Here is a 20,143-nt window from a genome sequence, read left to right as displayed (position 1 = left end):
CCATGCCTGGAGTCCCGAGGTCAGCGATTGTGCCCCAGGCGCATCGATCTGTCTATGCGACTCTTACTGCTGCATCGGGTAATTCGGTACCGAGCACTGTGCTGGTATGTGCGCCTGCCGGTGCCGGCAAGTCCGTACTGCTCAGTGATTGGCTCTGCCGCAGGCACATCTCGAGCGCCGACACGACCGCCATCTGGATTACGCTGACGCGCAGCGACAGTGCACAGGTCGATTTTTGGTCGACCGTGCGTAAAGCCATCGACGTCACAATGGGACGAACCACCGATCGCGCCCGCTGTGAGCGAGCGGTCGAAGATATGTCCGGTCGATACCCCCAGATCCTGGCAGAGAGTCTGTCCGGAGAAAATCACCCGGTCGTGCTGGTATTCGACAATGCCCACTTGTTGCGCGACCCGCTCACGATCGTCGATGTGACCGCGTTCGTCGACGCTCTCGCAACTGCACCGAATGTGACGACGATCTTCGCCGCTCGGCACGAGCCGCCCTTACCGTGGCGCGACTGGGCAGCGGCCGGACGTCTGATCCGGATCGGCTGGGAGGAGCTCGCACTCGACCGCGCCCAAGTTGCTGCGATCTTCGCCGAACACGACAGCACACTGACCGACGAGGATCTCGATGCGGTACATGCGCTGACCCAGGGATGGGCCGCCTTGGTTCGCATCGCCGCCATCTACCTGCGCTCCCCACACGATCGTCGCGGGGCTGTAGCCGAACTTCTCCGCTCACCGCACCCCGTCTCGGACCACCTCGTCGACGGATTACTAGCCACCCTTCCGTCGTCGCTCGTCACATTCCTGCTCGCTACCAGTATCGTCGACACTTTCACTGTCGAACTGGCCGAACACCTCACCGACCAGCGCGCAGGAGAAGTCCTTGCCGTTCTCGAAAACTTCGGGCTACCGATTCTGCACTCGTGTGCCACCGATACCGCGCCGGTCACCCACACCTACCATCCGCTGCTTCGAGCACATCTTCGTGCAGAAGTACACCGCCGCGACCCCACTTGGGAAAGACAGTTGCATGCGGCGGCCGCGGAGTGGTTCGTCGGGACGGGCGCTGTAGTCGAAGCACTGACCCATCTTGTGGGGGCGCGCGATGTGGGTGCGGTATCTGCACTGGTGCATCGGCGCGGCCTCGGCACCGTACTCGGTCCCCACGCACACGAGGCACTGGATCTTCTCGACGGGATCGGCGCCACTGATTGGCGGATTGTACGGGTTCTTCATGCTCTTGCCGCTCTCGAACGCGGTACTCCCACCGCTGCCTGTGCCTATCTCGACACGCTTCCCGATTCGGATGCTGAGGGCGCCGACCACCAGATCGAGACCATCCTCGTCGTCGCGGTGGGGGCGGCCATTACATTGGAGTGTGGACAGTCTGTCGACCCAGTCTCGATCCGAACTCTCGACGAAGCGCCGGCTACCGGCATACTCGACGTCGACTGTTACGTATTGCTCGTCAGGGCCACGCATCACATGCGCTGTGGTTGCTCCGAGACCGACGAGCTGGTGGGCCGGGCTACAGCATTGGCCGAGCTCGCCGGGCATCACAGTCTCCAGTTGCGGTGCACCCTTGTGGCGGCTACTGCCAGCGGACTGGGTGGGGACGTCACCGAGATGAGTACCCGCGCACTTGCGGCAGCGGACTTCGCTGCCGACCACGACCTACTCGATACCTCCGACGCGCACACCGGTGCCGTACTGGCGGCGCTGGCGTTGTATCTGCAGGGCGACTCGTTGCCTCCCGCGAGCGCTGCCGCTCGGCTGCTGCATGCCACCGACCCGGGAGTCGCCGACGCTGCCTCGGTCCCGCTTCCGTGCCGGCAGTCCCGGCTGATTCTGGATCTGCACCAGTTTAGCGGCCCTACCACCCCCTCCGAGACGACCGTGGCGGCTGCCGTGGCCAATGTCGATCTCGTGCTCGCCGAGGCAGCCGACCGCAATGACGGCACCGATCTGGTTCCCCTCTTCGTGGCAGCCTTGTTGCGGTTCGGTCGTCTGGCGGAAGCCGAACACGTGTACCGGCACATGCAGCACAGGGACAAATCCTTCCTCGAGACTCGGCTGATCGCCGCGATGATCGCTCATGCCAGGCAACAACATCACACCGTGCGCACGATTCTCGCCCCGATCATGATCGAACCGCCAGCCGCACCTGACAGTTGGGTGCGGGTGCTACTGCTCGATGCTCTTGCCGCGCGCGGGTTACGTAATTCCGAGTCGATGCAGCGTTCGATACACCGCGCGCTCGCTTTCGCTGCGCCACAGAACCTCTTACGTCCGTTTCTGGACAACGGACTCGAGATCGCTGCTCTGCTATCCGATGTGGTGCCTACTGTCGGCTCGACGGACCGATTCGTAGATCACGTGCGCAGGCGCCTCGTCGCCGAGATCGCCGTGCCGACGCCGGCATTGACGGCAGCCGAACGTCTCGTACTCGCTCAATTGCCCTCCGGTCGCACTGCGGAGGAGATCGGACGACAGTTGAGCGTGTCCGTCAACACGGTCAAGACCCATCTTCGCAATCTCTATCGCAAACTCGAGGTCACCTCGCGCGGTGCGGCCATCAGTGCTGCGTTGCGCACCGGACTGCTGTAGCAACGAATACCGTTCGTGCGCCGGCGCAGTTGCATGTGCTGGTCGAAGTGCAACAACGACGGTGAGCCCCTGTCAGGGAGTGATAATCGGGAACTGAGGATCGAAGGCATCGAGTAGATCCGCGAAGGTCGTCAATACCGTTGTGTCCCCGTCGACGGTGATCATGCCTGACGACTGCAATTTCGGTGCGGAGCCGGGTTGCAGCAGAACACCGATGAGGGCCTTTCTCGGCCCGGAAATCGTCAGGTGGGTCTCGGGGGAACTGCCGCGGCGTGCGTTGAGGACACCCCGCTGGATCCACATCGTCCACTGTGCGTCGTCGTCCGTGAAATAGAAATCGATGCGCAGGTCGGCGTCAGCGGCTTTGTCGCCGATGATGTGTACGGCAACGAAGTCGAACAGGATGTCGATGGGCATCGCGAGGATGGTGTCCTCGCTGGCGGTGACGAAGGGCATGGGCTGCGTTCCGTCGCGCAGTTCTTTGGCTGCACTGAGGAAGATGCCTCGCCATTGTGGTCCTTCGGCCTGGTATCCCATCTGTTCGTAGGCGTCGGCTTGCAGTTGTCTCGCAGTGGTGTTGTCGGGGTCGGCGAACACCAACGTGTGCAGGATCTGTACTGCCCAGCGGTAATCTCCGGATTCGGTGGCGCGTCGGCCTTCGTCGAGGATCTTGTCGGCGCCGATGAAGTCGACGAACCGCCGAGCGGTCTCGACGGGTGGGTGCGGGTGCAGGGAGACCGGATCCCCGTCCCACATGCCGAGTTCCTTGGTGTAGACCGCTCGGACGTCATGATGGAGGGTGCCGTGATAACCGCGATTGGACCAGGTGCGGCGCAGTTCTTCTGGAAGTTCGATGGTTTCGGCGGCTTCGAGTGGGGTGTACCCCTGGTTCGCGAGCCGCAATGCCTGATCGTGGATGTACTTGTAGGTGTCGCGCTGGGATTCGAGGAAGGTGGTGAGGTTGTCGTTGCCCCATACCGGCCAGGTGTGGGGACCGTAGTGCACCTCGGCTTGATCACCCCACCGTTCGAGGGTCTCGTCGAGGTAGCGCGCGAAGTTGCGGGCATCGCGCGTCCGTGCTCCACGTAGAGTCTGGATGTTGTGCAGTGAATGGTTGGCGTTTTCCGCGCAGGTCAGTGCCTTGAGCTGCGGGATCCAGATGTGCATTTCCTCTGGTGCCTCGGTGTCGGGTGCGTAGAGGAACTCGAATTCGATCCCGGCGATCTCACGTCGTGTGCCGGTTTCGGTGATCAAGTCGGTCGGGGACAGGTACGACACCGTCGGTCCGTTGGTGCTTGCGACACCGATGCCACACGAAACAGTGCCTTGGGGACCGAAATCGAGCAGGGATCCGAAAGCGTAGGCGGCGCGTCGGGCCATGGCATTGCCGGCCACGACGTTCTCTCCGAGCGCGTACTTGTCGAACTGCAGCCCGGGGGCGAGGATCGGGACTTTGCCGGATGCAACGGCGTCGGGGTCGACGACGCCTTTGACACCGCCGTAGTGGTCGATGTGAGTGTGGGTGTAGATCACTGCTGCGACCGGTTTGTCGCTGATGTGCTCGCGGATCAACTGCATGCCTTGTCGGGCGGATTCGACGCCGGCCATGCAGTCGATGACGATCAGTCCGTTCTCGCCCTCGGCGACGGTAAGATTGGCGATGTCGTTGCTGCGTACCTGATACAGACCCGGTACCACTTCGAACAGCCCACCGACGGAGATCAATTGGCTCTGACGCCATAGGCTCGGGTCGACCGAATCCGGGCTGGGCGCGTCGCGGAGGTAGTCGAAATCGGTCGGATCGAACACCGTTGCCCCGGCGTTGTTGACGACGGGACCGGGGAGTTCAGCGATCAGACCGCGTCGCACGTCGGCGAAATCCCGACGGTCGTCCATGTCGTAACGCGCAGTCGACTGCCGGTTGGTCGCGGTGGTGAACGGTGTGGGGTCTTTGGGGCCAAGGCACATGGTCTTCTCTGCTTTCTCTGATGTCCGGTGGCCGGACAGGAGAACGGTGTCGAGGAAAAGTGATCGAGGTCCGGCGTCGGTCACCCATCGCCCCTTGGGGGTTCTCTTCGACCCTCCGGGGGTGGGTCGTGATGTCAGGGGGTGACGATGGGAAAGTTGCGGTCGTATTCGACCAAAACGGCTGTCAGTTGGTTCAGCGCTTCGAGATCTCCGTTGTGCGCCAACTCCGGTAGGGACCGGCCGGCAAGAAGGGCGGGTAGCTGAGCTTTGGCAAGTGTGAGAGTCAGGTGTGCGTCGCCGTCGGTGTCCGGATATGGGTCGGTGTAGTGGATCAGGGTGCCGTTGGATAGTTCGGTGCGGTGATGCTCGTCCAGATCTGTTATGTGCCAGTCGATTCGTACGTCCTTATCCCATGCCTTCGGTCCGTCGACTCGGGCGGCGATCGAATCGAACAGTTGTGCAACGGTCAGAGCCGTTGTCATTCCGCCACCGATGTCCGTCGGTACGGGCTTGATTCCGTCGCGCAACTCCATTGCTCCGGTGAGGTAGAAGTTTCGCCAGGTGGCGTTCTCGGCGCCGAACCCGAGGAGTTCGAGGACATCCGCGAGAGCGTAGGCGATGGTGGGGTCGTCGGGTGCCGCGAACACGGCTCGGTCGAGCAGTTCAGCGGCGAACCGTAGGTCCCCCTGGTCGGCATATCGGCGGGCCTTGTCCACAACGGCCTCTACTCCGCCCATGCATTCCACATAGCGTTGCGCTGCCGCCTGCGGGGGATGTTGCCACAACCGAGCCGGGTTGCCGTCGAACCAGCCGAGATAGCGTTGATAGACAGCTTTGACGTTGTGAGTCACTGAGCCGTAGTAGCCGTGTGTGTGCCAGGCTTTGTTCAATCGCGGTGGCATCTCGAGTGATTCGGCGATCTCGGGACCGGTCAGGCCTTGATTGAGCAATCTCAGGCTTTGATCGTGCAGATATCCGTACAAATCGCGTTGCTCGATCAAATAGCGGCCGATCCGCTCCCGACCCCAGGTGGGCCAATGGTGCAAGCCGAAGGCGACATCGCACCTCTGACCGAACAAGCGGAGCGCTTCGTGCAGATAGCGTGACCACATCCGCGCGTCGCGTACTCGAGCGCCACGCAGGGTGAGCAGGTTGTGCAGATTGTGTGTGGCGTTCTCGGCGAGGCACAACGCTTGGAGGTCCGGGAAGAGGAAGTTCATCTCCGCCGGGGCCTCGGTGCCGGGGGTCATCTGGAACTCGATGCGTACTCCGTCGACAGTTTCGACCTGGCCGGTGGCAGTGATGTCGAGCGTCGGGGGTAGCAGGGAGACCCGGCCTGTGGAGGCGGTCATACCGAGTCCGTCGCCGATCTGGCCTTTGGGGCCGTGGGGGAGGAGCACGCCGGTGTGATACAGGCCGCGGCGTGCCATCGCGTTGCCGGCATAGACGTTCTCCGAGACGGCGTGTTCGAGGAAACCCTGTGGGGCCAGGATCGGAATCTCGCCCTCGACAACGCCTTCCACACCACCGAAGTGATCGACGTGACTGTGTGTATAGATCACTGCGGTGACCGGACGTTCACCGCGGTGCGTACGGTAGAGCTGCAGCGCAGCAGCAGCAACTTCGACAGGGACGAGCGGGTCGATCACGATGACTCCCTCGTCGCCTTCCACGAGGGTCATGTTCGACAGGTCGAAGCCTCGGACCTGATAGATCCGATCGGTGACCTGATACAGCCCGTGCTCGGCACAGAGTTGCCCTTGACGCCACAGGCTCGGATCGGCGGTAGCGGGACAGTCCCCGGCAAGGAACGAGTACGACTGCATGTCCCACACCACACGTCCGTCGGCGTTGGTGATGACACAGGGATCGAGCGAGGCGATCCAGCCGCGATCCGCATCGTCGAAATCGGCTCGATCGTCGATCTCTGCAGCCATTCCGCCCTCCCGGTGGTTGTGTTGCGCCGATGCACGTTTTCGGTCGGAGCCGACAAGGATGCGTAACTCTCTACTCACCATGGCCAACAGCGCTCTCTGCGCGCATCACCCGTGTCGGGTGACGTGTCTACTCGATTCGAGACAGGGTGCATCCGCGACAGCGAGATTTCGCCGGCAGCTACTGGAACAGTCAGGTGTGGGTCCCGGAGGGTCCGAAGGCGCAAGTGCGGAGATGATCTTCTCTAGGCACGAGATCTGCACATGTGAACGCGCGAAGTTGTTCGCCGGGATCTGGATGCCGGAGTTCCACGACATCGCACTCGTTCCACGACCATGACCGGTTGCGGTTGCGGTTGCGGGAATGAGATCGAGTAGCGTCATCGATTCGGCCGGCGGCCCTGCGCTACCCTGCACAGCTCCTCGGGGAGGCCCGTGCAACACCGTCACGCCGATTCCGCGGAATCACCCACACCCAGCGGCTGACCGAGCGGTCGTCGTGGAAGGTCGGACGCCACCAACCCAGCGCAGCGGCGACCCCGGAGGTGAAGGCCAGCGCAATTCCGAGCGGGCTCACCATAGTGAAGAGCACTCCGCGAGTGGTCGCAGTGCCGTCCTCGTCGGCCCGGCCTCCGAAAAGAGCCGTGGGACGCACCACCGCCGTCGCTGCTGATGTCGAAGGTCCAGGGACGTCTGATCCCTACGGTGCACACCCCGCTCCGCTTCCACGGAGATATGATCAAGGTGTTCGACTCCACCCGGCTATGGACGAGGCAGCCGATGGCCGACATCGATCCGATGGCGACACAGCGGGACGATCGGTCACACCTTGTGGCCGAATTGACCGCGGTGGGATTCGAGGACCTTCACGAGATCGGCAGCGGTGGGTTCGGCGTCGTCTTTCGAGGTCGGCAGCCCGAGCTGGATCGCACCGTGGCGATCAAGCTATTGACTGCGCGACCGGATCCCGACAATGTGGAGCGTTTTCTGCGCGAACAGCGTGCGATGGGTCGTCTCTCCGGGCATCCGAACATCGTCACCGTGTACGGGGTCGGTACCACTGCATCCGGTCAGCCGTACATCGTGATGGAATATCACCGACGCAATTCACTCGAAGTTCGGATCAGGACGCAGGGCCCACTGCGGTGGGAGGACGCACTCGAGGTCGGCGTCAAAGTTTCCGGTGCCTTGGAGACCGCGCACCGGATGGGCATGTTGCACCGGGACGTCAAGCCGGCCAATATCCTGCTCACCGATTACGGCGAGCCGCAATTGACCGACTTCGGAATCGCGCGCGTCGCCGGAGCCTTCGAAACCGCCAGCGGTGAGGTAACAGGATCTCCAGCATTCACCGCACCCGAAGTGCTTGCCGGACAGGCCCCCACCCCTTCGGCTGATGTGTACGGACTCGGTGCAACCGTGTTCTGCGCAATCACCGGACACGCGGTGTACGAGCGACAGCACGGTGAATCGGTGGTGGCACAGTTTCTGCGAATCACCCGCGGCCCCGTGCCGGACCTCTACGGGGATGCCCGCATCCCGGACGACCTCGGCGAAGTGATCGAACGCGCTATGAACCGAGACCCTGTCTCGCGTATCGGTACCGCCGCCGAATTCGGTGAACAACTGCGTGCCGTCGCGCAATGCCACGGGTTGGCGGTACATCAACTTCCGGTGCCGGAAACCGCCGACCTCGCCGAACCCGCCGTGTCTACCCGGACCACGACCGGTGAACTCGGCCGTCGACGACGCAGCGGATCCGGTCGGTTGCCCCTTCCGATACCTGCCACACGGTTACGCCCACCGACAGCGACCCGTCCGTTGGTGGTTCGCGAGCGCCTCCTACAGATATTGCGATCAGGCGGGTCGCACATCCTGACGGCAATTACTGCTCCACCCGGCTTCGGCAAGACCACACTCGCCGCCCAATGGTCGCGCGAGTTGGCCGGCACAGGCATCCACGTGGCGTGGTTGTCCGTCGACACCGATGACAATGAACTCGTATGGTTCCTGTCGCATCTGATCGAGTCTCTCCGGCAGGTGCGACCGACGCTGGCTCGGGAACTCGACGCAGTGCTCGACGAGTACGGCGACGATGCCATGCAATACATGCTTGCCACGCTGATCAACGACGTTCAACGATCTGCCGAGAAAGTCGTCCTGATCATCGACGACTGGCACCGGATTTCCCACCCCGACGCCCTCGCTGCGATGACGTTCCTGTTGGACAATGCAGACGCAGCGAATTTGAGAGTTATCGTCACCAGTCAGGCACGCACCGGAATGGCGTTGAGCCGTATGAGGGTTCGCGACGAGTTGATCGATGTAGACGCCGCCACACTGAGGTTCGACTCTTCGGAAACGCGAGCACTGTTGGTCGACGTAGCCGGATTACGCCTGTCCGACGAGGACATCGGCGCGCTGACTCGTGCGACCGGAGGCTGGGTGGCCGCGCTGCATCTGGTTTCGCTGTCGCTACGCGCCAGTGATGACCCGGCAGGGTTGATTCGCGGAATCACCGGTCGCCACCACGCCATCGAGGATTATCTCGCCGAGAACGTCCTCGCAACCATCGAACCCCGGACCCTGGATTTCTTGCTCGCTACCAGCGTTTGCGAGTACATCAGTGCGGACCTGGCGGGCGCGCTCACCGGAACGACCCGAAGTCAGGCGCTGCTCGAGGAGATCGAAGACCGAGGGTTGTTCCTTCGTCGACTGGACCAGGACCGCCTCTGGTTTCGCTACCACCATTTGTTCCGCGAGTTCCTGCACCGCCGCATCGAACGGGAGACTCCCGAACGGTTGAGCAGGCTGCACCGCATCGCAGCACAATGGTTCGCCGACCACGGGATCATCCGAGAGGCGGTCACCCACGCCGAGGCAGCAGGAGACGAGGAGATGGCCGTGGACCTGGTGGAACGGCACGGCACGAGCTTGCTCGAACTCTCGCAGGCGGCATCGGCACTGGTGCTGCTCGATAAATTGCCACAGTCGGTGCTCTGCGACCGGCCCCGTCTGCAGCTCATGGTGGCATGGAGCAATATTCTCCTCCACCGTCTTCGACCCGCCGAACGAGCCCTCACCGCTGCCGAATCCCTTCTGGCGCACGCGACCGTCACTACCGATGACACCGAGGAAGTACAGGCGGAGATCGGCGTGATCCGCGCTGTCGTGGCAGCCCGTTCCGACCATTACGACGCGACGGACGAGCTCGTCCGTCCCGCTCTGGCTCGGGCCGATGCGCTCTCCCCGTGGGTCGTGTCAGCAGCGGCCAATCTTGCGAGTATGGCTGCGGTTCACCGGTTCGATTTTCGTGCGGCCGAGCAACTTCAGGAATGGGCCACTCCTTATCACGCGCGAAATCGCGGACCATATGCGCGAATGCACGGTTATTGCTGCCTTGGCATCATTGCGCATGAACAACTGGAGATCTCGACTGCGGAGGAGCAGTTCCGGCAGGCTCTGCGGACGGCACGCAGCGGAAGCGGTGGGAACTCGACCGCCGTGCGACTCGCTGGTGCGCTGCTCGGTGAGCTGCTCTACGAGCAGAACCGCCTCGATGAGGCGGAGCGGCTTCTCGACGAAAGCTTCTTACTGGGCTATGAAGCCGGTGCGGTGGACTTGAAAACCGTCCGGTATACGGCCGGTGTTCGAATCAAGGCAGTGCGCGGCGATCGTGCCGCAGCCGCACAGCGCCTCGACGCAGGCGCCCGGGCCGCGCACGTACTGATGTTGCCCCGATTGCGAGCCCAGATCGAGGACGAACGTGCGCGACTGCGACTACCTCCGACGACCGGTCTTCCCGTGCGCCAGCCGCTCACATACTCGGAACGGCACCGGCCCGTGTTCGGGATCGATGCGACCATTGCTCAATTCGACGAGGCCGCCGGCATCCGAGCACTGCTCGACGACGGCGCGCCCGACTCGATGGAATTGGCGTGTACGTGGGCGCAGGAATGGGTCGACCTACTCGTCGACGCCGGTCGGCCGCGGGCGTTGTTGCAGGCACAGTGTCTGCTGGTCGATAGCCTGGCTGCGGCCGGCCGCACCGACGAGGCCGAAGAGCTGCTCGCAGGGATTACGGCGCAGTGTGTCGCGCTCGGTATCGTGCGTTACCTGCTCGACGGTGGACCGCACCTGGTAGCGCTGCTCCAGGACGTGCGAGCGAATTATGGTATCAGGCAACCGGAGAACGCGTGGCCACCGTTGTCCGATCGGTTCTGGAGCGCAATCGCCCAGACAGACTCCTGACGTCCGGTCGACGCGCAGATCGCAACGTTGACGAGTGTTCTCTGTTCTCGGATCCCTCGAGTGTCTGCATATTTCTTCCTACAACAGTCGTCTCGTCGACTGGCCCTGAGCGGTTCTTCTCCACGCCTCGTCGCTGCGCGTGGTCGCCCTGTCGTTGTGCTGAGGGTGCAGTCGATGCAGCTACTCTCTCTCGGTTCATCACAGCAGTACTCAGCCGGCGGGCAGGTCGCGTACGTACCGGCCGGGGGCGGCTTCGAGAGGTGGATGCCGGTCGCTGCCGGGTGCGGTGGGCGCGGAAATCTCTCCGCCGGCGTGGGCGAGCGTCCAGTCGGCCCAGGCCTGCCACCAGCTGCCCTGGTGTTGTTCGGCGTGTGCGAGCCAGGTGTCGGGGTCGGGGCCGGGTGTGCCCCCGGTCCAGTAGTGCGCCTTGGGGTTGCCGGGTGGGTTGACCAGGCTGGCGATGTGCCCGGAGAAGCTGAGCACGAACTCGGTGTCTCCGCCGAGCAGTTGGGTGGTGCGGTAGCAGTTGCGCCATGCGGTCAGATGGTCGGCGATCGCTCCGGAGACGAAGGTGGGCACGGTGATGGACTTCAGGTCCACGGGGGTGCCCAGCACGGTGAATGTGCCCGGTTCGACGAGCAGGTTGTCGCGGAAGATATCGAGGAACTGGCCGTGCAGGGCGCCGGGCAGGTTGGTGCCGTCGGCGTTCCAGGCGAGGATGTCGAACGCCGGTGGGGTGCGTCCCATCAGGTAATTGTTGACCAGATAGTTGAACACCAGATCGTTCGGACGCATCCAGGTGAACGCCGAGCCCATGTCCCGGGCGCTGATCAGGCCCTTGCGGTGTGAGCGGCCCTTCGCGAAGCGGATCAGGGCGGGGCGGGCGAACGCGCCGAGCAGGGCCGGATCGGCGAAGTCGAGCATCGTCACCGCATAGGCCATGCTGTGCACCCGGTCGTCCATGCGGGCAGCGAGATAGTTCAGTGCTGTGGTGGCAAGGATCCCGCCGGCGCAGAACCCGATCAGGTTCACCTCGTCACTGCCGGTGATCTCCCGTACCTCGTCGATCGCCCGGAGGATCCGGGCGGCATAGGTGTCGATGTTCCAGTCGCCCTGCTCGGCGGCGGGGTTGCGCCACGACAGCATGAAGGTCTGCAGGCCTCGGTCGACGCTGTATTCGACGAAGCTGCGTCCCGGGCGCAGATCCAGGAAGTAGTACCGGCCGATCGGGGGCGGCACCACCAGCACCGGCCGACGGTGGACGGTGGCCGTGGTGGGGGTGTACTGGAGCACCTCGGCGATCGGGTCCCGGGAGATCACCGTTCCCGGGGTCACTGCGAGGTCGGTGCCGACGGTGAAGGCGTCGCGCGGCACCATCGACGGCATGCCCCGGTTCTGGACCAGATCGGAGACGAAGTGTTTGGTGCCGCGCACCAGGCTCAGGCCGGCGGTGTCGAATGCCTCCTTCAGTGCTGCGGGGTTGGTCCACAGGTAGTTCGTCGGGGCCAGGGTCGCGGTGAGGATGTCGGCGGCGAATTTGGCTTCGGCGGCCCTGCGTGGGTCGATCGCGTGGCCGACGTCGTCGACGATGGCGTCGATGGCGCTGGTGGCTGCCAGATAGGTCTGCTCGAGCCGGTGGTAGGCGGGGTGTGTGCCCCAGGCGGGGTCGGTGAACCGTCGATCGCCCTTGGGTGGGGTCACCGTGGAGCGACCGACGGTGATCTTCGCCAGTTCCTTGCCGAACGCCGCGCCGTGCCGGGCCACCGTCCGACCGTGGCCGAACACGTCGGCCAGGGCGCCGAGGGCCGACCCGAATTTGGGGGGTGCGACGTCCTCGCCGCCGCCGATCGATTCCTCGACGTTGTCCCTACTGATCGATCGTGCCTGGGTCATCACGGGTCTCCTTCCGATATCTGGAGTGTTGCACCGTATCGATGGTCCAGCGGGTCAATTGCGATACAGGGCAGCACATTCAATCGGTATGTATCTATTTCCGAGTAGCCCGAGGGCGTGGGTTCGTCGTGGGAGAACCATGACGAGCGTCCAGGACCACGGCCGAGGGTGGGGTGCCACCTGAACCGCTATCGGGTAGCAACCTCGAGGAGAGAGCGGAAACCATCCTCCTCCCGCGCCTACGGCGCCAAGGGGTCATGCGGTGCCCCAACGCATCTCACGGTACTTGGGATGACCCCTGACAAGTCCATGACGAACGAGTGTGCCCGGTTGCGTCGTAACGTCACCCGGCGCGCGGACCGGGTGCAATGTGCAGCAGCAAAGGGGGCGGATCGGCCTACGTCCCCCTGCGGCGTTGGCCGATCCGCTCCCGAATCGACGACCGATGGCACACGTGCATCGGGAGTCGGTCTCGGGGAATTGAAACCATGTCGATCAAGCAGAGCGGAGGTGACCTCCGCGCAGCGCCGATCGACACAGTGTGAGCGTGGCCCACGAAGTGCTACCGACACTGTCGAACTCGGCGAAGCTCAGGCAGTGGGAGGAAGGGGTTCCGCGGGAGCGCCGACGAGTGTGAGTGTGTCGGTGTTCCAGTGTGAAGACGGCACCGATCACGCCACAGACCAGCATCAAGAGCTGGGTCACATGAACCATGAGGTGCCTCGTTTCCGGGTGTCACAGGATCGGGAATAGATCCGGTTGATCGAGTATCAGTGTCGGACATTCACAATAAACGGGACAGTTGACCCAATTCGTCTATGGCGGATTCAGTTGTACCGCAACCGGATGCTTTTTGCTACATCGAGTCGTATCCCGCTGAGTTTTTGCATTCAGTGCCATCCGTGGTAAGGAGTCTCGGACAAACGAGCCCCGGATGCCCGCTCCGGGTAGGGATTCGGTGAATCGACAACTCCGCGACCGCATGGAACAACCGGGACGCGCCGGACTCGAGATTCTGGCGGGCGATTCGGCTTCTCGCCGGCTGGACGAGGTATCAATACATACTGCATGTCGTTAACTGGTTCTGCATGCGTGCCCGAATTATCCCTGGATGATGACCTCATGGGCGTGCGGCATAAGGTCGATCGTCGTGTTTACGAAAGCCGACGTCGCCGACGACCCGTGCGTGGTCCTGGTCGATCGCGGAACTTGATACCGCGGCGGTGGCGCCGACCCAGGTTCCTTGGCCTGAACCTGGTCCTCGACGACCATCCGCCAGGGCTGCGATGTCCACGTGTCAGGCACGAGCGTGAAAGCGTGACCTTTCGCAAGAGGATGACCGAGCGTCGTGCAGTGCCGGGGGAGCGACTCCCGGCGGTCGCGGTCTCATGTGCAGGGTGCCGGAGCGGTCTGTCGCGGACCCCTGCCCCGTACACAGCGCTCCGGCATCGTCGAGTGCCTCGAGGCCGCTCGGCTGCAGTAAACGATGTTCGCCGATGAAGCCGGCGGCGACTGCACCGAGCCGGGTCGGATCCGAGCTCGAGCGACAATCCCCACCGGAATGCTCAAGCACTCGACGGCGGGGGTCGACCACCGTGCAGGGGGGAGGTGCCGGTGGTACCACCATCCTACGGGCCGATATGTCGGCGCGGAACCTGGTGGATATATCGGGGAAAAGTACTCGACAGGCTGTTTACGGGACGGGCGGCAACTTCCGTCCAGTTCTCTGCGCTCGTACCCCCATCGACTGCGGCGGGGACCACTCGGTGTAGCGCCGGACGGTGTCCATCCTCGAGTTCACAGACTCCACAGGTGCGGTAGGGCCGTGTGCAAGGCGAGGAAGACGACGCGAGGGCCGAGCTGCACGCGGGAGTTCGGATGGCCAGCGTCGACGAGGGTGCGCGCGACGACGGGTAGTGGGACGGGTTCGAGGTCGGCGCGGGTGCGCAGTAGGTAGGGGACGGCGTGTGCGGATGTCTTGTACGACGGCGCCGCCGGCGGCGTCGATGCCGTACAGGCGCTGTTGCTCACCCTGACCGAGTCCCATGAGGAACTTCGGCGACTTTGCACGGATCTGACGTTCTCGGGCGATCCGAACCTCGGTCTGCCGAGGGTGACCGTCACACCGGACAATGCGATCGAGGCCGTGATCTCGCTCGCTCCCGCCGTCTGACACCTTGCTGTTCGGTCCCGGACCGGCCGCGCACCGGGCGTTGCCTGCGGGGCTATTCGTCGATGAATTCGTCCAAGTGCTCCAGTCCCACCGCGACGTGCTTCCACCCCTTTCCGCGCACGGCGCATCTGTCAGGAGTCATCCGAATCCGTGGCTGTGAGCTTGTTTCGACCGTCCTGAAGCGATGTGCGTGGGTCCCGGTGAGCGGGAATCCGCGCTTAGGACTGTGATTCGCATCATAGCGTCCGCCGCATGACCATCGTGACCAGCACCGATCCCGTTCTCGGTGAGTTGCTCGAGAAGCAGCGCCGACAGTTCCGAGCACAGCGCACCAGCACGGCCGTGCAACGACGAGAGCGGATCCAGCGCGTGATCGACATGCTCGTCGCCCGCACGGACGAGATCGTGGACGCGATCGACGCCGACTTCGACGGACGTCATCCGGGCTATTCCACGACCAATGATGTGCTCGGTTCACTCTCGGCCCTGAAATACGCACGCGACCACCTCGAAGAATGGATGCGTCCGCAGCAGCGAGCCCCCTTCTCGCCGTACGACCAGCTGGGCGCGACCGCCGAGGTGCATTATCAGCCCAAGGGATCGGTCGCGATCATCGGTACCTGGAACGCCCCGGTGTTCACCCTTCTCGGCCCGTTGGCCGGCGTCCTGGCCGCGGGCAATCGCGCCGTTCTCAAACCGTCCGAGATCGTGCCGCGCACATCCCGGGCACTGGCGGACGCCGCCGCGGAGTTCCTGGATCCCGCCGACGTCGCTGTGGTCACCGGCGGACCGGATGTCGCGAAGGCGCTGACCTCCCTTCCGTTCGACCACATCGTGTTCACCGGCGGGGAAGCGGCGGGGCGCTCGGTGATGGCGAACGCGGCCCTCAATCTCGTGCCCGTCACCCTCGAACTCGGGGGCAAGTCTCCGGTGGTCGTCGGCCGTTCCGCGGACATCGCGACGGCTGCCTACCGGATCGCGGTCGGCAAGTCGATCAACAGCGGTCAGTTGTGTGTCGGTCCCGACACCGTCCACGTCCCGGCGGAGATGCTCGAATCGTTCCTCGACGTCGTGAGCGGGACCTACCGGGAACTGTTCCCGACCATCGCCGGCAACCCGGACGTCACCGCGATCGTCGACGACCGGCACGCGGCCCGTATCGACGGATACGTCCGTCAGGCACAGGAACTCGGAGCGAGGATCGTGGTGGCACCGGACGAGCCCGTCGACACCGTCGAACGCCGCCGCCCGCTCCGCATCGTGATCGACCCGCCGGAGTCCGCGGCCGTCTCACAGGAGGAGATCTTCGGCCCGGTCATGGTCGTTCGCACGTACGACGACCTCGGACAGGTGCTGGGCGCGATCAATTCCGGACGGAAGCCGCTCGCGCTCTACTACTTCGGGCAGGACGACGAGGAACGTCGACGTGTCCTCGAATGCACCACCTCGGGCGGCGTCACCATCAACGACATCGCGATGCATCCGGGCATGCTCGAGGCGCCCTTCGGTGGGGTCGGGGCATCCGGGATGGGGCACTACAACGGCCGGGAGGGCTTCCTCGAATTCAGTCATGCCAGAACCATTTTTGTTTCTCCCGACTACGACCCTCGGCGCGAATGGGGGATGTTGCCGCCCTACGCGGACGGCTACCGAGCCGGAGTGTCCGCCCAGGTGACGCCGTGATTCCGCGGTTGCTGTCCCACCCTTCGATGCCTTCAGGAGAGAACCGATGAGAACTCGCGGCGCGATCATCCGCAGCACGCCCGGAACCTACGAGGGGGTCGATCTCGACCTCGACGAGCCGCGCCGCGGCGAATTGACCGTCGAGATGGTGGCCGCAGGGCTGTGCCATTCCGACGACCACATCGCCACCGGTGACCACGCGGTCGGGGTCTACCCGATCTGCGGCGGGCACGAAGGCGCCGGTGTCGTCGTGCAGGTCGGGCCGGAAACACACGGGTGGAACGTCGGTGACCATGTGGTCTTCTCGTTCCTGGCAGCGTGCGGTCGGTGCCGGTGGTGCGCGAAGGGATTGCAGAACCTGTGCGACCGCGGCGCGGCGATCATGACCGGCAGCCGACCCGACGATCCCACGAGTTTCCGGCTGAGCCTCGACGGAGCACCGGTGGCCCAGACGTGCGGACTGTCGACCTTCAGTCAGTACACGACGGTCAGCGTCGACTCGGCGATCAAGGTGGACAAGGATCTGCCGCTCGACAAGTTGTGCCTGCTCGGTTGCGGGGTCGGCACCGGTTGGGGCGCGGCGGTCAACTCCGCCGAGGTGTATCCGGGGCAGACTGTGATCGTCCAGGGAATCGGCGGCATCGGAATCAACGCGGTCCAAGGCGCTGCGCACGCGGGGGCAGCTCGGATCATTGCGGTCGATCCGGTGCCGTTCAAGCGTGAGTCGGCATTGCGGTTCGGGGCCACACATGCGGTCGCCGATATGACGGAAGCGACCGAAATCGCTCGGTCGTACACCAACGGGCAGGGTGCGGACTCCGCGATCGTCACGGTCGGTGTGACGACGGGTGAGCACATCGCGGCGGCGTTCTCGGCGATCCGCAAGGCAGGAACCTGCGTCGTCACGGGTCTGGGCAAGATGACGGACTTCGGTATCCCCGTCAGTGCGATGGAGCTGGTGCTCTACCAGAAGCGCCTGCAGGGTTCGCTGTTCGGCGCCTCGACGCCGACCGCCGACATCCCGTGGTTGATCGACCTGTACACCTCGGGCGCGCTGAAGCTCGACGAGCTCGTCACGACCACCTACAAGCTCGACGACATCGCCCAGGGATTCGTCGACATGCACGAGGGCAGGAACCTGCGCGGAGTCGTCCTGTTCTGAGCAGGGACACCGGAGCGAGAACGGCGTGGTCTGGACGAGCGAGTCTGTCGTCTGTCTCGGGGTGTCGAGTTCGAGCCGGCCGACCATGGCCTCGGCCGTTCCTGTGGCACGCGAACCGGTTCTATCGGCGGCAACGTCGAATCAAGGCCATGATCGCGATCCCCTCCGACCAACTTGCCCACCGCCGCAACCGCGGTTTGCGGTGGTGGGCAACCTCGGACATCCGGCCGGGACCGTTATCGGCAACGGCATGCCGTCGAAGGCGGCGTCAACCACCGTCAAGCGGTTTCACCGCCCCAGGCGAACGCATCGACGATGATTCAGGTAGTGGACTGAGAGACCCCGACCTCTCAGGCTGCGAAAGCGCCCCGTCCCGACTGCAACCTCGGAGCGGGGCGTTCCCGCGTATCCAGGGGAAGTTGTGCGAATTGGTCGAGACCGGAATGGATATTGCCGGGGTAGGACATGAAGAGGGCAGAGCGGCTGCACGCGCTGTCCGAGATGCTGCGACGCAGCGGACCGCGTGGATGCACTGCCGAGCGACTGGCACGGGAGTTGGGTGTGTCCGTGCGGACGGTCAAGAGAGACCTCACCGCACTCGAGAACAGTGGCGCGGCGATCTGGTCGCGCCCGGGTCCTGGCGGTGGCTAGGGGCTGATCGCCCGAAACACCCTGCCACCGGTGAGCCTGACCCCTGTGCAGGCAGTGGCGCTACTGGCGGCAGTTTCTGCTGCACCCGATGCCCCTACGCCGATCTCGCCTTGGCGGGCGTTCGGGAGGTCATGGACGTGCTCGATCCACGGACCCGGGCGAAGGGCGATGAGCCGGCCGGTCGCGTCTGGGTCAACGCACCTGCTGCTCCGCGCGCGGTCAAGTCGGCGTTGGAGGAAGCGATGGCGGAGCAGCAGGTGGTGCGTATCTGCTACACCTCGCGTGAGGGCGACACGACTACCCGGGATGTCGAGCCGGTGATGTTCGCTTCTACGAATGGTCATTGGTATCTGATCGGGTGGTGCCGGCTCCGCAACGATATGCGGTGGTTCCTCGTGTCCCGTATCGAGCGTGCCAGTGTCACCAGGATTGCCTGCAGCGGCCATGACATCGACGAGATCGGCACTCCTCCAGTGACAGCAAGATGCGTGAATAACGAAGGGTGAGTAAACTATTCGAGCGTATTCTCCGGTCTGTACAGCCGATGTGGCCGACCGGGTTGGTGTCGGCGATGCCAGTTCCGTGTGCCGGCCGGTGGGCGGATCAACGGTTGGCAGCTTCGTGGTACTGACGGGTCGAGTCCAGCAGTACCGGGCGGAGTGCGGCCGTGGGTGGTGGCGATGCCCTTGCGGGTGTGGCGCGGGTCCGTGTCCGAATTCTGTTGTGGCGCTGTCTCCGCGAGAAGAGTTCCGCAACGTGATCGGAGCTCCGTCGTGGGGAAACCGGTGCGGGTGAATCGCCGTTTACCGCGTAGTGCACCATCGAGGTGAATACTCGACTCGACAATGTTGGTGAGGGACTCATGGATCCGATTGCTACCCGGTGCGAACTTCGCGGCGACGGTGTCGTACTTGCCGCGGATCGGTGGGATCCACCCACTGCGAGCGACAACGGATCGGATATCGACCGCAAGGGTGTGGTGTTGTTGCTGCACGGCGGAGGGCAGACCCGGCACTCCTGGCGAAATACCGGTCGGAGCCTGGCGGCGGACGGCTGGTCCGCCGTCGCTGTGGACGCGCGTGGCCACGGGGACAGTCAATGGGCACCGGATGGGGACTACGGCATCGATGCGTTGGTCGCCGATCTGACGGCGATCATCGGCGGGCTGGGGGAGAAGCCGGTACTGGTCGGGGCGTCGATGGGTGGTATGACGTCATTGATCGGGCAGGGCGAGAATCCCGAACTCGCTCGCGGGGTGGTCCTGGTCGATATCGCGCCGAAAGTCGAAACCGAGGGCACCGCCGAAATCGCAGCGTTCATGCGCAGCGGACTCGACGGGTTCGACAGCCTCGACGATGCTGCCGCAGCGATCGCGGCGTACACCCCGAACCGTGTTCGCAAGTCCAATCCGCAGGGGTTGCGCAAGAATCTGCGCTTGCGTGACGGCCGCTGGTTCTGGCATTGGGATCCGGCGTTTCTTCGCCACGGTGACGAGCCCACTCGCCAGGCCGATTCGATCATGCGGTACGAACGCGCTCGGGATGCTGCGGCGTCGATCATGGTGCCCACCATGCTTGTTCGGGGCCAGCAGTCGAATGTGGTCAGCGAAGAAGGTGCGAAGGAGCTGCTCGAACTGATCCCGACCGCCACGTTGATCGATGTCACGGGGGCCGGCCATATGGTCGCTGGTGACGACAATGACGTTTTCAGTGGCGGATTGAAGGAGTTTCTCGACGGCCGCGTTGTCACCGCACGGCCCTGAAGTACCCACGACCTGGAGGTCACCGACAGTAGCGCTCGAATGCCGCCA

The 20,143-nt window shown here is 63.9% G+C and carries 11 protein-coding genes; 7 read left to right on the top strand and 4 right to left on the bottom strand.

Annotation, left to right across the window (positions count from 1 at the left end):
- The first annotated feature begins 401 nt into the window (after nt 1-401).
- Nucleotides 402-2,618 (top strand): LuxR C-terminal-related transcriptional regulator, encoded by a 2,217-nt coding sequence (locus ACLBYD_RS15770; RefSeq protein ID WP_447817188.1) that lies wholly within the window; start codon nt 402-404, stop codon nt 2,616-2,618.
- A 72-nt stretch (nt 2,619-2,690) separates the two neighbouring features.
- On the opposite strand, the gene ACLBYD_RS15765 is transcribed toward ACLBYD_RS15770, so the two are convergent.
- Together ACLBYD_RS15765 and ACLBYD_RS15760 are read right to left on the bottom strand one after the other, a co-directional pair.
- Nucleotides 2,691-4,670 carry an alkyl/aryl-sulfatase gene (locus ACLBYD_RS15765; RefSeq protein ID WP_447817187.1) on the bottom strand — a complete coding sequence of 660 codons (1,980 nt, stop codon included), beginning with the start codon at nt 4,668-4,670 and terminating at the stop codon, nt 2,691-2,693.
- 50 nt (nt 4,671-4,720) lie between these two features.
- Entirely contained in the window at nt 4,721-6,523 is a 1,803-nt protein-coding gene (locus ACLBYD_RS15760; RefSeq protein ID WP_447817186.1) for an alkyl/aryl-sulfatase, read from the bottom strand.
- Between the two features lie 732 nt (nt 6,524-7,255).
- Between ACLBYD_RS15760 and ACLBYD_RS15755 the strand changes: the two genes are divergently transcribed.
- Nucleotides 7,256-10,771, top strand: a complete 3,516-nt coding sequence (locus tag ACLBYD_RS15755; RefSeq protein ID WP_447817185.1) for a protein kinase domain-containing protein — start codon at nt 7,256-7,258, stop codon at nt 10,769-10,771.
- A 210-nt stretch (nt 10,772-10,981) separates the two neighbouring features.
- On the opposite strand, the gene ACLBYD_RS15750 is transcribed toward ACLBYD_RS15755, so the two are convergent.
- Nucleotides 10,982-12,664, bottom strand: a complete 1,683-nt coding sequence (locus tag ACLBYD_RS15750) for a PHA/PHB synthase family protein (protein WP_447817184.1) — start codon at nt 12,662-12,664, stop codon at nt 10,982-10,984.
- 1,797 nt (nt 12,665-14,461) lie between these two features.
- The gene (locus ACLBYD_RS15745; RefSeq protein ID WP_447817183.1) at nt 14,462-14,695 is read right to left on the bottom strand and encodes a hypothetical protein; all 234 of its coding nucleotides are present in this window, start codon (nt 14,693-14,695) and stop codon (nt 14,462-14,464) included.
- A gap of 394 nt (nt 14,696-15,089) precedes the next feature.
- Between ACLBYD_RS15745 and ACLBYD_RS15740 the strand changes: the two genes are divergently transcribed.
- The 5 genes from ACLBYD_RS15740 to ACLBYD_RS15720 all read left to right on the top strand — a co-directional run bounded on the left by ACLBYD_RS15740 (nt 15,090) and on the right by ACLBYD_RS15720 (nt 20,095).
- Nucleotides 15,090-16,520 (top strand): aldehyde dehydrogenase family protein, encoded by a 1,431-nt coding sequence (locus ACLBYD_RS15740; protein ID WP_447817182.1) that lies wholly within the window; start codon nt 15,090-15,092, stop codon nt 16,518-16,520.
- Between the two features lie 46 nt (nt 16,521-16,566).
- Nucleotides 16,567-17,682 (top strand): NDMA-dependent alcohol dehydrogenase, encoded by a 1,116-nt coding sequence (locus tag ACLBYD_RS15735; protein ID WP_447817181.1) that lies wholly within the window; start codon nt 16,567-16,569, stop codon nt 17,680-17,682.
- Between the two features lie 465 nt (nt 17,683-18,147).
- Nucleotides 18,148-18,333, top strand: a complete 186-nt coding sequence (locus ACLBYD_RS15730) for an HTH domain-containing protein (RefSeq protein ID WP_447817180.1) — start codon at nt 18,148-18,150, stop codon at nt 18,331-18,333.
- Between the two features lie 131 nt (nt 18,334-18,464).
- Nucleotides 18,465-18,839: a helix-turn-helix transcriptional regulator gene (locus ACLBYD_RS15725; protein WP_447817179.1), complete on the top strand. Its 375-nt coding sequence runs from the start codon at nt 18,465-18,467 to the stop codon at nt 18,837-18,839.
- A gap of 356 nt (nt 18,840-19,195) precedes the next feature.
- Nucleotides 19,196-20,095, top strand: a complete 900-nt coding sequence (locus tag ACLBYD_RS15720; protein WP_447817178.1) for an alpha/beta fold hydrolase — start codon at nt 19,196-19,198, stop codon at nt 20,093-20,095.
- Nucleotides 20,096-20,143: the final 48 nt, after the last annotated feature.

This window comes from Rhodococcus sp. C26F (assembly GCF_053345925.1).
The sequence above is the reverse complement of the archived record's forward strand: the minus strand, read 5'-3'. Positions and strand labels throughout refer to the sequence as shown.

What these genes read in the sequence shown, in the direction of transcription:
- ACLBYD_RS15725 (WP_447817179.1), top strand. Translation starts at nt 18,465, where the DNA reads ATGGACGTGCTCGATCCACGGACCCGGGCGAAGGGCGATGAGCCGGCC.
- ACLBYD_RS15760 (WP_447817186.1), bottom strand. Translation starts at nt 6,523, where the DNA reads ATGGCTGCAGAGATCGACGATCGAGCCGATTTCGACGATGCGGATCGC.
- ACLBYD_RS15720 (WP_447817178.1), top strand. Translation starts at nt 19,196, where the DNA reads ATGGATCCGATTGCTACCCGGTGCGAACTTCGCGGCGACGGTGTCGTA.
- ACLBYD_RS15730 (WP_447817180.1), top strand. Translation starts at nt 18,148, where the DNA reads ATGAAGAGGGCAGAGCGGCTGCACGCGCTGTCCGAGATGCTGCGACGC.
- ACLBYD_RS15735 (WP_447817181.1), top strand. Translation starts at nt 16,567, where the DNA reads ATGAGAACTCGCGGCGCGATCATCCGCAGCACGCCCGGAACCTACGAG.
- ACLBYD_RS15750 (WP_447817184.1), bottom strand. Translation starts at nt 12,664, where the DNA reads ATGACCCAGGCACGATCGATCAGTAGGGACAACGTCGAGGAATCGATC.
- ACLBYD_RS15740 (WP_447817182.1), top strand. Translation starts at nt 15,090, where the DNA reads ATGACCATCGTGACCAGCACCGATCCCGTTCTCGGTGAGTTGCTCGAG.
- ACLBYD_RS15755 (WP_447817185.1), top strand. Translation starts at nt 7,256, where the DNA reads ATGATCAAGGTGTTCGACTCCACCCGGCTATGGACGAGGCAGCCGATG.